Annotated in this window: 15 protein-coding genes and 1 pseudogene; 6 read left to right on the top strand and 10 right to left on the bottom strand. The window is 42.4% G+C overall.

Features of this window, described 5'->3' with window-relative positions:
• Positions 1-67: 67 nt before the first annotated feature.
• Complete coding sequence (locus CXF95_RS16505; RefSeq protein WP_101199700.1) at positions 68-1,195, top strand: hypothetical protein; 1,128 nt, start codon at positions 68-70, stop codon at positions 1,193-1,195.
• A gap of 193 nt (positions 1,196-1,388) precedes the next feature.
• Here CXF95_RS16505 and pmbA read toward each other — a convergent pair whose 3' ends face one another.
• Positions 1,389-2,714 (bottom strand): metalloprotease PmbA, encoded by a 1,326-nt coding sequence (pmbA, locus tag CXF95_RS16510; RefSeq protein ID WP_101199701.1) that lies wholly within the window; start codon positions 2,712-2,714, stop codon positions 1,389-1,391.
• A gap of 85 nt (positions 2,715-2,799) precedes the next feature.
• Between pmbA and yjgA the strand changes: the two genes are divergently transcribed.
• From yjgA to CXF95_RS31510, 5 genes and pseudogenes are all read left to right on the top strand, one after another.
• A complete protein-coding gene (yjgA, locus tag CXF95_RS16515; RefSeq protein WP_101199702.1) occupies positions 2,800-3,339 on the top strand; it encodes a ribosome biogenesis factor YjgA in 540 nt (179 codons plus the stop codon).
• Between the two features lie 365 nt (positions 3,340-3,704).
• Positions 3,705-3,914, top strand: a complete 210-nt coding sequence (locus CXF95_RS16520; protein ID WP_101199703.1) for a hypothetical protein — start codon at positions 3,705-3,707, stop codon at positions 3,912-3,914.
• Complete coding sequence (locus CXF95_RS16525) at positions 3,898-4,500, top strand: carbohydrate-binding domain-containing protein (RefSeq protein ID WP_101199704.1); 603 nt, start codon at positions 3,898-3,900, stop codon at positions 4,498-4,500. The genes CXF95_RS16520 and CXF95_RS16525 overlap by 17 nt, the downstream gene beginning before the upstream one ends.
• A pseudogene (locus tag CXF95_RS16530) lies at positions 4,485-5,174 on the top strand (di-heme oxidoredictase family protein); the annotation flags it as partial. The gene CXF95_RS16525 and the pseudogene CXF95_RS16530, both read left to right, overlap by 16 nt.
• 85 nt (positions 5,175-5,259) lie before the next feature.
• Entirely contained in the window at positions 5,260-5,337 is a 78-nt protein-coding gene (locus CXF95_RS31510) for a PEP-CTERM sorting domain-containing protein (RefSeq protein ID WP_369809326.1), read from the top strand.
• 623 nt (positions 5,338-5,960) lie between these two features.
• Here CXF95_RS31510 and CXF95_RS16540 read toward each other — a convergent pair.
• The 9 genes from CXF95_RS16540 to CXF95_RS16580 all read right to left on the bottom strand — a co-directional run bounded on the left by CXF95_RS16540 (position 5,961) and on the right by CXF95_RS16580 (position 13,787).
• The gene (locus CXF95_RS16540; protein WP_101199705.1) at positions 5,961-6,236 is read right to left on the bottom strand and encodes a peptidylprolyl isomerase; all 276 of its coding nucleotides are present in this window, start codon (positions 6,234-6,236) and stop codon (positions 5,961-5,963) included.
• 131 nt (positions 6,237-6,367) lie between these two features.
• Entirely contained in the window at positions 6,368-8,542 is a 2,175-nt protein-coding gene (locus tag CXF95_RS16545) for a glutamine synthetase III (RefSeq protein ID WP_101199706.1), read from the bottom strand.
• Between the two features lie 114 nt (positions 8,543-8,656).
• Positions 8,657-9,364 (bottom strand): hypothetical protein, encoded by a 708-nt coding sequence (locus tag CXF95_RS16550; RefSeq protein ID WP_101199707.1) that lies wholly within the window; start codon positions 9,362-9,364, stop codon positions 8,657-8,659.
• The gene (locus CXF95_RS16555) at positions 9,361-10,140 is read right to left on the bottom strand and encodes a hypothetical protein (protein ID WP_101199708.1); all 780 of its coding nucleotides are present in this window, start codon (positions 10,138-10,140) and stop codon (positions 9,361-9,363) included. Before CXF95_RS16555 ends, CXF95_RS16550 begins: the two co-directional genes overlap by 4 nt.
• Positions 10,130-10,501 (bottom strand): cupredoxin domain-containing protein, encoded by a 372-nt coding sequence (locus CXF95_RS16560; RefSeq protein ID WP_232787890.1) that lies wholly within the window; start codon positions 10,499-10,501, stop codon positions 10,130-10,132. Before CXF95_RS16560 ends, CXF95_RS16555 begins: the two co-directional genes overlap by 11 nt.
• On the bottom strand, positions 10,494-11,819 hold the full coding sequence (locus CXF95_RS16565) for an ATP-binding protein (protein ID WP_101199709.1): 1,326 nt from the start codon (positions 11,817-11,819) through the stop codon (positions 10,494-10,496). Before CXF95_RS16565 ends, CXF95_RS16560 begins: the two co-directional genes overlap by 8 nt.
• Before the next feature lie 2 nt (positions 11,820-11,821).
• Positions 11,822-12,496, bottom strand: a complete 675-nt coding sequence (locus tag CXF95_RS16570; protein WP_101199710.1) for a response regulator — start codon at positions 12,494-12,496, stop codon at positions 11,822-11,824.
• Positions 12,497-12,553: 57 nt separating this feature from the next.
• Positions 12,554-13,228: a hypothetical protein gene (locus CXF95_RS30025; RefSeq protein ID WP_198556611.1), complete on the bottom strand. Its 675-nt coding sequence runs from the start codon at positions 13,226-13,228 to the stop codon at positions 12,554-12,556.
• A gap of 43 nt (positions 13,229-13,271) precedes the next feature.
• Entirely contained in the window at positions 13,272-13,787 is a 516-nt protein-coding gene (locus CXF95_RS16580) for an FxsA family protein (protein WP_101199711.1), read from the bottom strand.
• Positions 13,788-13,999 lie beyond the last annotated feature (212 nt).

The raw sequence follows: 13,999 nt of genomic DNA on the forward strand, positions 1-13,999 counted from the left end.
AATTTTTTGTGCAAGCTCATATAAATAATCAGCAGCCAATCACACGCAATACATCTATTAGAAATTTATGCTTAAGCACAGACCACTTTTTAAATACATTCGAAATCACGATACGCTTTTTAGTGAGCTGGCGATGGCCAGAAACTCTTATGCGCAAAGTCTTGGTCTGAACGATTATGCCTATCACAAAACCCCCAAATTTATCACTGCTGATGGCCGTAGGCTGACCATTGAGCCAGAGAGAAGTTTGATAGTGCAAGACTACCAATCCTTTTTAGGTGTGAAGAGTCTTTTGCAGCGAGAAATTCCGGGCTTTTATATTGTCAATAACAGCGATATTGGGTTTCGCTACCCCACTGCCGCGATTGCAGGTCAAGATGCGCCCTTTATTAAACGTTTTCGGTCGGAGTTTTTTCATAAGGTTGATGAAGATAGAAGTATTTGCCGACCACGGAATCTGTCTTATGGGATTAAAAGTCGTGGCAAAGGTGACAACAGACAGGAATACGAAGTGTGGGTGCCAGATGAGCATGTTCAACTCGATCCCACTCCGTTATTTATTGATAAGTATGGTGAGGATTTGCCTGATGATGTGCGCGATTTTGCAAGCCTGACACCTGTTGTCTATGGTTGGATGGGGGTTAAACGCGCTGCATTTGAAGCTATATATGTGAATAAGAAAAGTATGGGTGATATTGCCATCAATATAGGTTTGTCGGTTGACGCTTATAATATTGGTGCTATGCCAGATTTGTCTTATTCTCCTGTGATTGGTAGTTCGATAGCCGTGAGTAACGCTGAACTGGAATGGGAAGTGATGGGGTATTACGCCCCAAAAGGCGATCACCCTGATCACGATCACATCTGGTCTGCTATAAATCATGTTATTGAAGCCGTGGGAACCGCGACTAGTGATATCTATAACAAGATAGCTATTCCTACTAGCGAGAGTAAAACAGAACGTATTCTTAGCGCTATACAAGAGCAACACATTTCCACAGAGCAAGTTCTCCAATGGGATTTAAAACCGTGGGAGTTTTTACAAGATGCCAGTATTCATAGGCGTAAATCACACGATCCTAGTCGCTCAGTGAACTTGTTAGGCAGACTCAACCGGCTTTTTTATCAAGAATCCTTTAAACTGCCATCGCTCAAAAAGATACACGATTTGATTGCTCAGCCCGTTAAGCGATAGCTCAATGCAATCGGTATACACTTCCTTGGCTATCAATAACTTTCCTCTTTGTGATAGCTTTGTTGTTGATACTGCTCAAATACTCGCGAGTAAAATAAAAATAAGATACTCATTGTTACTCAGTTATTCGTTGTATGTTGTTGAAAATATATAAGCAATTTGACTGTTCTTTTCAGTAACTGCTTATATCGTCTTATTCTCCCGCCACCTGCATTTGTTCAATTAAAATTGAACCTGTTTGCACACTACCGCGGGTCTCTTGTACAGCACCTATAGCCACAATATTCTTTAACATGTCGCTTAAGTTACCTGCAATGGTAATTTCGTGAACCGGATATTGGATCACGCCATTTTCAACCCAAAAGCCTGCTGCGCCTCTAGAGTAGTCTCCGGTAACAATATTAACACCTTGACCCATCAGTTCAGTGACTAACAAACCTGTGCCTAGTTTGGCCAGCATTTCTTTATCTGAGTCACCGGTATGTTGAATAAACCAATTGTGAATACCACCTGCATGACCTGTGGTTTGCATCTTGAGCTTTCGAGCTGAGTAACTGGTTAATAGATAGTGATTGAGTAATCCGTTTGTGACTACATCCATATCTTGGGTTTTGACACCTTCATGATCAAAGGGGGAGCTGGCTAATCCCTTCAATATATGTGGGCGTTCAGTAATATTGAGCCAACTTGGTAGTACTTGCTGGCCTAATTGATCTAACAAGAAAGATGATTTTCGATACAGATTACCACCACTTATGGCGCTGATAAAATGGCCGAATAGACCTGCAGCAATTTCGCGATCAAACAATACTGGTACTTTACAGGTCTTCACTGTTCTAGCACCGAGTCTGCCCAAGGTAAATTGTGCAGCTTCAATACCTAATTGTTCTGGGCTGCTTAACATGCCTACTTCACGGCCGACAGAATAGCTATAATCTCTCTGCATTTCACCGTCTTGTTCACCAATCACTACGCAACTCATGCTGTAACGACTGCTGTTATATCCTGCGACTAGGCCATGGCTATTACCATATACTTTAGTGCCTAAGTTGGCGTTGTAGGACGCGCCATCTGAATTGGTAATACGGGGATCTACGTTTAAGGCACTTGTTTCAGCGGCAATCACTTGTCGAATGGCAGATTCGGTGTCTAGTTCTATTGGATGAAATAAATCCAGATCAGGGAAGTCATAAGCCATCAGTTCTTTATCAGCCAAACCAGAACAATCATCGTCACCAGTATGTTTGGCTATTTCTATGGCTTTTTCTACTGTGAGTTTTAACGCTTGGGGCGATAAATCTGCAGTCGAGGCGCTGCCTTTTTTCTTACCATGGTATACGGTGATACCCAAACCGCCATCGTTCGTAAATTCAACGGTTTCCACTTCTTTGAGTCGAGAAGATACTGCAATGCCTTCTACTTTAGACATGCTCGCTTCGGCCTGAGTCGCGCCTTTGTCCTTGGCTAATTTTAAAACGTCTTCTACTATGCTTTGTATTTCAGCTAATTGTTGTTGCATAAGGCCTTCATTATTTGGCTACACTGTAGTTTATTATTGCTTGGGGGGTTACAATCTTCATTAGTGTATCACTAAAGATAATGTCATGGTCGCCCCGAAAAAAAACAAAGATGTTGAAGTTGAATTCGACGTAAGTGAAGAAGACGAACAACTCAGTAAAACCCAAATAAAAGCCCAAATGGTTGCAATGCAAAAGTTAGGGGAGTCTTTGGTTCATCTTGGTCAATCCTCTTTAGCCAAGGTTCCTATGGAGGAAGAATTGCTCGATGCAGTGATGCTTGCCCGTAAAATTTTACGCAAAAAAGAAGGTTATCGACGTCAATTGCAGTTGATTGGCAAGATCATGCGTAATACAGATATCGCCGCTATAGAACATGCTTTGAGTAATATTAAATCTGCCCATAAAAAATTAAATGATGCTTTTCATGGAACAGAAATGCTCAGAGATGATATTTTGCTGCAAGGTGATAGCAAAATTGAATCGACTATTGTTGATTATCCCCTGCTTGATCGGCAAAAATTGCGACAATATGTGCGTCAGGCTAATAAACAGCTAGCTGATAATAAACCACCCAAAGCCTCTCGTGAGCTTTTCCAATATCTAAAACAGATTATAAACGGATAATATTTATATATGTTTGCCTTGTATTTGTTGGGTTAATTCAAATTGAGACTGAGAGCGGATCTCACCTTGATTTGTAAGATAACGAGCAACTTCGACGGCAATCAATATCTACCCTGGGCTTTAACAGGCTTAGCCCTATAGACAGATAAGTGACTCACCTTGTTCTTGCTTAAAAGACCGTTCTGGCTCGTTAATAAGACTTTTTACCGTATAAAAAATTGTTCTAACATCGGTTATGATATTTAAAATAATTTTAAGAGTTTCCACCGTCGGTACAGTAAGTACAAATAAAAATGGGCGGCATGTCACGTAAAAATGTGACGTATTGAGCACTAAACTACACTTTCTTACAGGATTAATTGACCATGCAATGTTTCAGAACCGTGTGCCTATGGGCCATCTTCTCGCTATTTTTGGCGGCATGTGGCGGCGGGTCTGATACACCTATACCTTCACCTGATGTGCAAGACGATGATAATGACGGCGTGAATAATGATACTGATAGCTGTCCCAACACACCGTCTGGCACAACGATCGATGCCCAAGGCTGTGAAGTAAGTGCAAACAGGCGGTAATGTATCAATTCTCGTTCAGGCTGAGGACTACACAAACTACTATGATACCACCCCGGGTAATACCGGCGGCGCCTATAAATCAGATGATGTTGATATAGAAGTCACTTCTGATAACGGCGGCGGACATAACGTTGGGTTTATTGTTGCTAACGAATTCTTAGAATATTCACTTGATTTACCCGCAGGTATTTATGCTATCAGTGCTCGGGTCGCCTCTGAAGTGAGTAGCGGTGAGTATGCAGTGAGCCTTAATGAGCAAGTTGTGGGTACGGCTTCTGTTTCTGCAACAGGAGGTTGGCAAACGTTTATTACGCAAACCTTGGGTTCAATGCAACTCTCGGCAGCTACTACCTTTACCCTGAAATTCTATGCTATTGCGGGTGACTTTAATCTTAATTGGCTATTGATTGAGACTGTTTTTGATAGCGACCTTTCCGTCCCTGGCGCCAGTGCCTGCAATGGCAGCTGTGCCCAGAACTGGCCGCCATTACTGGTAACGGATGGCCTTGCATCCGGGGTGTCCGGGCTGGGTACAATTATAGCGAGGAGCCTGCGGGCCGTTTCATCGAGATGGCAACCAACCTGAGTCCGGGCAATGCCCAGCCTTTTGTGCGCGGTCGACGAGTACACCACACCAACTTTGAAGATGGCAGCCATGATGAACGCAACGACAACCCCATCTGGACAGAGCAAATTGGCAAGGCTGGCAATCATTATGTCAACCTGTCCTGCGCAAATTGCCATGTTCGAAATGGCCGTGCTTTGGTCGAGAATGTGGGCAATAACCTGACTAAGTGGGTCTTCAAGGTCGGTGACGCCGATGGCAATCCGGACCCACTGATAGGCAGCGTCTTACAGCCGGACCAGACTGGCTCAGCTACACCAGAAGGTACGGTAATGCTCAGCCCATGGACTGAATTATCCAATGGTCTGCGATCCCCAAACTATGTATTCAGCAATGGCGAACCTGCACGATTCTCCGCCCGAATTGCGCCGCAATTAGTGGGTGTCGGTTTGCTGGAAGCAATAGATGAGGCAACTATACTCGAGTGGGCCGAGCAGGATAATGTCGATCACAATGGAAATGGTATTACCGGACGGGCGTCGCTCGTAACCGATCCTGAAACGGGAGAAGTGCGTCTGGGTCGTTTCGGCTATAAAGCAGCTACGGCGAGCGTTAGGCACCAGGTCGCATCAGAACTGAATACCGATATTGGGGTTATGACCAGCGTGCTTCCGGATCCCGATTGTGGCCGCGAGCAAACCGGCTGTGGAGAGAGCGGCGCGGAGCTCTGGTATTCAAGGGGCAGACTATGTTTATGCAGTATGGACGGGGGCCACCGATGTGCCGGCACCTGGAACGGTTATTTTGTTGTCGCTTGGTATAGCAGGCTTGTTTTTGTCTCGACACAGAAAACAATAAAATCGGTTTTTCAATTAGTCCTGCATTTACCCATCGTAACCAGCGGGTAATATAGTCATCAAGCATCGCGGCTCTTTTGGGGGCCGCTAACTTTTGCTCATAAAGCTGACGTACTTTATTGACCGCGTTAGTTATCGTCTTCTCTGCTAACCTTAAGTCTGATAAACCAAATCGATAACCCAAAAAATTACAAATTTGTCAGGAAAAATTTTGAACAGCTTTAGCTGGCCCTAAGTGTTTGCAGCAGCTCACCTCGAATTGTGTGCCAATGAAAACGCAGATGCCAAATATCGGCATTGGCGGGAAAGTTACGCCGCTGCTTACATAGCCAACGGTGGGCCGTATCGAGTGAGGTTGAGTTGAAGATGTCGTTAAGGTTTTGCATGGTTTAAGTGTAGCTGAACGGCCGGTATTGCCACAGGCTGTGTAAAAACTCCAATTTATGGATTTTCGTCTTTAACTTTGACTTAAAAACCTTCTCTACAATGAATATTGATGGTGATTTGCGGTTAATCCTTTGTTTCATCGACACAGCAACGCATTGTCAACGGCGGAAAATTAGTTTTTACACAGCCTGGGCACATTAGAGCCAATCAGTTCTAGCTCCTTAACCAAATCTATGCTTAGTTTCGATAAAGGGTCTTAATCAAATGATAGCCAAACTGGGTTTTCACTGGCCCATGTACCGTCAAAATTTCTTTTGTAAACACCACATTATCAAATGCTTTGACCATAGTACCGGGGCTGAACTCGCCTAAGTCTCCATCTTTTTTGCCAGATGGACAGATGGAATGTTTTTTGGCCAACTGCTGAAAGTTTCCACCTTTGTCGAGTTGGCTTTTGAGTTTTTCGGCGAGGGCTTTGTCTTTGACTAAAATGTGGCAGGCGCAGGCTTTCATGTAGTATGACCCAATAAACGTTTGCTAATGAATTGACGGGTAAGTTTAGCAGTTAGCAGAGTCAAAAAAAGAAAAAGAGCTTCAGCTCTTTTTCTTTTTGGTTCATTTTTGATTTATTTATAGGTTATTGCTTATTTAATAAATAACATTTCTTGATACTTAGGTAAGGGCCACAAATCGTCAGATACCACTAACTCTAACGCATCTGCATGGAAACGCACTTCCAACATGAGTGGGCATAACACATCTGCACAATGGTTCATATGCGCTTCAGTGCTATCAAATTCTTCGATATTTAAGGCGTGTTTGAGTTTGCTAACGGCGGCCATCATGGCGTCAGTTTCAGCGGCAATTTCATCAATACTATTATGGCTAATGATAATGTTCAGTTTGCTTAGGTTAGTCGCGGCGCTTGAAAGGCTGTCTAAATATTCTATGGTGGCTGGATATATTCTAGTATTGGCGATGCCAATCACTAATTTTGATTCCATCTCTATAGACAGAATGTATTGTTCTGCATATACCTCAAATCGACTAGCAAGTTCGGCGGGTGAAAGCACGCCTGTTGATTCAAACAGTTTTATCACTGATTCTTCTTTAAAGGCAGGCAATGCATCGGCACTAGTAGGAATGTTCTTCAGACCACGTTTTTCAACTGCCTCTTTATGCCATTCGCTAGAATAGCCATCGCCACCGAAGATAACATTGCCGTGCAGCTTCATTAACTCTTGCAATACAGTGATGACAGCAGCCGTTTGGTCTTCACCTTTGGCCAGAACCGCTTCAAGCTTTTCGGCTATCCAATTGAGTGAATCGGCTAACATAGTATTCATTGCAACTAGTGGACCTGATACAGATTGCGATGAGCCTACTGCTCTAAATTCAAAGCGATTTCCGGTAAAGGCGAAGGGCGATGTACGATTACGATCACCTGGATCCCGTTCAAATTTAAGAATTTGTGATAAACCAAGATCCATCAAGCCTCCTTTGGCTTTTTCTAATAATTTACCGTCTTTGATATCGTTAAAAACACTTTCTAATTGATGGCCTAAATAGACAGACAGTATAGCGGGTGGTGCTTCATTTGCTCCTAAGCGATGATCATTTGCGGCAGAGGCGATCACTGCTCTTAACAGCGGCCCATGTAAGTGAACACCACGAATGACTGCACCACAAAACAATAAGAAGTTGAGGTTGTCGTGAGGTGTGCTGCCGGGGTCGAGTAAATTACCTTGGGTACCATTGCCTACAGACCAGTTAACGTGTTTACCAGAACCATTTATTCCGGCAAAAGGTTTTTCATGTAATAAACATAAGAAACCATGTTCTTTAGCGGTACTTTTCATCAGTGTCATTAATAATTGCTGATGGTCGGCTGCAACATTGGCTGCTTCGTAATAGGGGGCGATTTCAAATTGACCGGGCGCCACTTCATTGTGGTGAGTTTTAGCTGGAATGCCTAAACGGTAGAGCTTGTTTTCAAAGTCTTGCATGAACACTTGGACTCTGGCCGGTATTGCACCAAAATAGTGATCATCGAATTGCTGCCCTTTAGCCGGTGGTGCACCAAATAGGGTGCGGCCGGCTAATAATAAGTCTGGACGAGCGTTAGCAAAATGTTCATCTACTAAAAAGTATTCTTGCTCGGCACCACAACTTGAATTGAGTGTGGCTATTTCTGTTTCACCCATTAGGCTTAATACTTTTTGTGCCGCTTTATCCATGGCTTTGTTTGAGCGTAGCAAAGGTATCTTTTTATCTAAGGCTTCGCCCGTCCAAGACATAAATACGCTGGGGATCATCAAGGTGGCGCCATTGGCCGTGTGCATCACATAAGCTGGGCTGGTGGGGTCCCAAGCTGTGTAGCCTCTGGCTGCGTTGGTCATGCGCAAGCTACCATTAGGGAATGAAGAACCGTCAGGCTCTCCTTTAATTAATAAACTGCCGGTAAATTCAGTTATGGCACCGCCATCAGAATTGGTAATGATAAAACCGTCGTGTTTTTCAGCGGTAATGTTGGTCATTGGATAGAAAATGTGGGAGAAGAATTTAACTCCTTTCTTCATCGCCCAAGTTTTCATTGCTGCAGCTACAACATCTGCCGTTGCCGGATCTAGAGACGCCCCTGTTTTAACGGTGTTTTTTATGGCTTTAAAGGCATTTTTTGACAACGCTTCTTCCATCGCTGCCAAACTGAATACATCTATTGCCCATATTTTGTTCAATGGATCAGGCATGTCACACACTTTTGGTGCACGATTTGTGATTTCAGTTATTGCATTTTTACGTGATGTTAATCCACTCATATCTTTTCCTTAGCTTATTTTTAAAGGGGCAGCAGGGATTTACTCATTTGTTTTAACGTAAATCTCTACAGGTCTAAGATTTGAGAAAGCAGCTTTTAGGCCAGATATGTGTTTTCAAAATTCGTATTCTAGGGCAAACCTAAGGGTGTGGTCTTTAGAATCGCCGTTTAAGCCGGCTATAAACGCCAATTCCCATTTTAGTTGTTTCTGCCCTTCGTATCGATGAATCCCCATAAAACCGGGGCCAATACCAATAAAATCCTCACCAGTATAGATTTCGATAGAGGGTTGTAAGGCAGGCAAATACCGATAGCGATATTTGAGTCTAAACTCTGTTTCAAATTCATTTTGAATGTTGGTACCCCATTCATAAACGAGCAATGCATTAATAGTTAAACTGGTTCGAGTAAATTCTTTTTCAAACAACAGACCGCTGGTAAATTCGAAGGTATCTTCTTTATGTTGTTTTTCAAGCTCAAACAACATGCCCCAATCGGCCCATAATTCGCCTTGGTCGGTTAACATCCAGCGAACTTCAATTTCATAGGCTTGGAGACCAAAATCGCCGGTGTCGTCTCTTTCTCCTACTATATAACCTTCAATCGTCCAATATTCTGAAACGGCATGTCCGTAGGCAAAACGTTGCGCCAATACATTGCCATCGTCATTTTGTCTGGAAGTTAAACGCCATTCTAATTCCCGCTCATTAGCTAATACATAAGGATGATACACTTTGTCCACTTGAATGCCGTCAGCCCAACTTATTGATATCGAGAATAGGCAGTATAAAAGCGCACCTGATATGCGAAAAAAGGTTTTCATTGTTTGTGACCTGTGTGGGAAGCTGAATATAGCTTGAGGGAATAAAAAATAGCCAATGGGATCAATAGGGCGAGCACATATACAATCACTTGAGCAATAGAGGGGGTTGCCTGATAGCCGAATAACACGTTAAACAAATGACCAAATTCAAATTCATTGCTAACCAAATGTTGACTACTCCAAGCTGTGGCTGATGCATCAATAAAGTCAACCTGTACCAGCAAAGGTAAAGCGTTGACGAGTTGGCCAGTAACGTAAATAAGAACTAATAACCAAGTTGACCAAGGACCTAACCGCTGTCTTAACCACTGTGCGGTTAGATACAACAATATGGCTAAGCTTAGACAAATACCTAGACCCAAAAATGTGCCCAGTAACATGGATTGAATCGCATTGCTTTGGTTCAAATAGCCATCGAAGTACAAAATAAAGTTACTGCCTTTAGACACTAAGGTTAGGCTCACCATTAAGCCTGCGACCCAAGACAAATAATGCTTTTTCGAAGCTTGATTTTGGCTTAATCCATAGCCCAAAATGAGGGTTAGCAAGTAGACAGATATCTGATATATCCACAATGATAATTCAATGCCTTTACCATCGAACCATTGACCGATGACATGGATTTGATTGATGTAGATTAGGCTCAAAAGGGCACCTGCAACAACACTCAACAATAGCCATAATTTAGTCGCGGGCAAGTGTACATATAGATACACAACCAATACAAATATCGGCAACGCATCCCGTAAAAATAAAATAACCGTATTAATTAGCATCTGCAGCCTTTTGCTTTTGATGTTCAACGATCACAGTGCCCCGTGCAGTATTAGGGTTATACTCCCCAAAAAAATCGTATTCGCCAGGCTGCAGTGGTCCAATAAATATAGTGGCTTTATTATTCGCAAAAATGACCTTATCTCTATTCAGTGAAAAGCTATCGAATTCCTCTGGGGTATCGTCTTGATTATGGATCACTAGTTTCACTTTTTGATTTGCGGGAATGGTGATCTGTGATGGGAAAAACAGGTGATCTTTGAGCTGGACTTGATATTCAGCAACAGCCGCCAGCAGTGATTGGCAAAATAAACCAAAGCATAGTGCGGTTCCGCCTACGACTTTATTCACCGATTTATTCATTGGATTGGCCTTGTGGCAATATCAGTTCTACCGACAAGCCTGATAATTGCTCAGAGCGGCTTAGTTGCAATGAAGCATTATGCAGCTCGGCAATATGTTTGGAAATGGCTAAACCTAAACCACATCCTGGCGTATTGCTCGTATGACGATCACCACCAATTCTGTAAAAACGTTCAAACACTCGTTGATATTCTGATTTATCAATTCCTGGGCCTGAATCTTCTACTTGGATAATCACTTGTTTATTCACCGTCTTTAATACCACTCTAATTAATGTTTCTTCAGGGGAATACTTACTGGCATTAGAGATTAAATTTTGCAGCAATATGCCAAGAGAAAATTCATCACCTTGAATGTTTGCTCCTTGACCGATGAGTTCGATATCTTGTTTTTTTGCTTCAATTTGTGGGAATAGACTGGCTATAACATTTTGGCAAAGTGAAGCCGTATGTATTTGTTTAAACTGACCTTGATATTGTTCGGGATTGGTTCGGTTGAGCAGTAAAATTTGTTCTACTACATGGCTCATTCGCTCAATACCTTCTTGCAGGTATTGCATATTGGTGTTTGCAGTACTGTTATTGTTTAGCTCTAACTTTAGGTTGTGGGCATTGATTTTTAACACGCTCAATGGGGTACGTAATTCATGGGCTGCGTCTGAGGCAAAGCGTTTTTCTCGTGAAAAGGCTGCGTTTAGTCGTTCAAATAATTGATTCAAGGTTTCTAAAACTGGGCTGAGTTCGTTTTGCTGATTTTGCTGGGTGATTGGACTAAGGTCATCGGCTTTTTTGGCGCGCAAGTTGTCAGATAAAAGCCTCAATGGCCGCAACCCCGTGCTGACCAACAAAAATATAATAATGGCTAACAACGGAATACACAAAATCAGTGGTGTAACCGCAGCCAAGATCATTTTTTCTGCTAGCTCAAAGCGCCGGTTTAAGGGTTGTGCAACCAAGACCCATTTATTATCTGATTCAAAAAAATGCCCATAGGTACGCCAACGTTGAGATAAAAAATTATGTTCTGCGAATTCATTTTTGAAATCACTTATAGCGGCTTTAAGCTCGGGATGGGAGCTAACAATTAATCTGTTGTGTTGCCATATTTGGTAGATAAAAGCTGTGTCAGGTTGTGGCGCTAGGGATTGAGTACTCATATCGGTAATATTAACCAATACATAGGTCAATGAACGCAATTCATTGTCAAATACGCTGGTTGCCTTCGCCATACTGCCGCGATAACCCTGAATGGCAGCCGCGAAGGTGACTAATGTAATCACCGATAACAAAATCAGCGTTAGATAACGACGAATAGACAAATTTAGGACCCTATACTGGGGCTAGTTTTAACACTGTAACCTACACCGCGGATTGTTTTAATAAAAGCCTCAGGTAATTTTTTGCGTAGATGATGAATATGTACCTCAACCGCATTACTCGCAACCTCTTCACCCCACTCGTATAATTTAGACTCAAGTTGTTCTCTGGATTGAATGCGACCAGCTTGTTCTAACAGCACCTTCAACAACATAAATTCTTTGCGCGACAACTCAACCACCTGACCTGCGACACTTAACTGATGAGACGCGGAGTCAAGGCATACCTCGCCAATAGTAATAGTTGAAGTGTTGGCAGTACCCAATCTTCTCTCAATTACCCGTAAACGTGCGATAAGTTCGTTTACATCAAAAGGCTTACTGAGATAATCATCTGCACCTTGGTCTAGTCCTTTAATTTTGTCCTCAATGGAGTCTCTTGCGGTGAGCACCAGAACTGGGATATTCACCTTCATTTGCCTGATTTTTTTAAGTAGCGTTAGGCCATCCATATCTGGCAAGCCTAAATCTAATATTAACATGTCACATTCATTGGTTTTTATGGTTAACAGTGCTGATTTAGCATTGGTGACGTGATTGGCGGTAAATCCTTCCGACCGAAGGGACTGGTGCAGGCCTCTGGCCAATTGCACATCATCTTCGACTAATAAAATTCGCATTTTGATTACTCTATTTAAAGTCCACTACATTACGCCGTTAAGGTAGCCCAAACCTTTCTAGTTTGAAAGGTCAAGGTTGTTTAGGTAGCTGTTTCTATTGTGTATTTTTGTTAGCATTTGGTCTGTGAGTTGTTTTTTATGTAGACTCCAGCTTTGATTGTACGGTTCACTAGGACTGTGTTGTTTAATTGCCTGCAAAGTGGCTTCAAAGAAAGCCTCTGCTTGAGCATAGTTTTCTTGGTCAAACCAATACTCAGCGTAGCGAAAATTCGCTGTTATGCTGCTTGGGTTAATGTTTACAGCTTTGTTCAGCAGATGCTTAGCCATTTTGTCGCTACCAAAAGAAAATGGCCACCCTGGCGTGCGGTGATAAAGCCAACCTAACTCGGCGTAAGCCACACCATAAAAAACGGATGGATCGATAGACAAGGCCTTCTGTAACATATTTTTAGCCTGTTTGGCTAACTTCAGCCCTTCTAAACCACTGACTAAACGTGCTTGTTGGGCTTTTATCATACCCTGTAAGGCCCACCCATCTGCACACAGAGGGTATTGTTTTGTGAGTATTTCAGCGTGGTTGGATAGGGTAATTAATTTCGGTAGTTGTTCATGTGTTTGTACTTGCAGCACCAACCATCGTTGATAAAGCTCTGATACTGAATGCTCTTGATTCTCAAATCCCTGAGCTGATAAGCAAATAAACAGACTACAAACCAAACAACGCCAAAACATTAGATCCTACCCGCTAAAGGTTATTGAATATGTAATGCATAGGTTAGTCTGGCTTTCTTAAGTCATCCTTAAGAGCCGGGTTTTCTGGTGATTTATCTTGACGTTCAAATTCACCTTCGATGACATCGTCAGATTGATCTTTTGAATGAGGTGGCTGCTGGTATTGCTGTTGAGAAAAGTCACTATTAAAGGATGGATTTACCACCCTGACAGATAAATTTTTAACTAACCCTTTGGCTATCAGCGGACGAGTGACAGGCAAACTCAATAAAAAACCAATGCCGTCTGTGATAAATCCTGGGGTTACTAACAACACACCAGCAATCACCAATAATAAACCTTCAGCCATTTCTTGACCCGGCATGATGCCAGCTTGCATTTTTTGTTGGGCTTGCATCAAGGTGTTGAGCCCCTGTTGTCTGACTAAATGCGCGCCAGCAAAAGCGGTTAGGATAACGATAGCTACTGTATACCAACCCCCTATTTGTTCACCCACATTGATGAGTATGGCGATTTCGACAATAGGTAAAATGGCGAATAATAAAAATAATTTAAACAAAAAAGCCTCGTTATTTGAGCTATACGCAACAAGCTTTACGTATACCTTCAATGATAATGTGTTTGTTATGATACTGGGACTAAACAATAGAAACCCAAGTGACGTATTGTTACAGAGTATTACTTGGTTTGTCTAACGAGTTTGGTTACTAGGGTCTATTTATCTCAAACTCAGATTATTTAAGGAAATAGTGAAATTTGAGTGTCTAAGCT

The sequence above is a fragment of the Paraglaciecola sp. MB-3u-78 genome, from assembly GCF_002835935.1.
Taxonomy (GTDB): domain Bacteria; phylum Pseudomonadota; class Gammaproteobacteria; order Enterobacterales; family Alteromonadaceae; genus Paraglaciecola.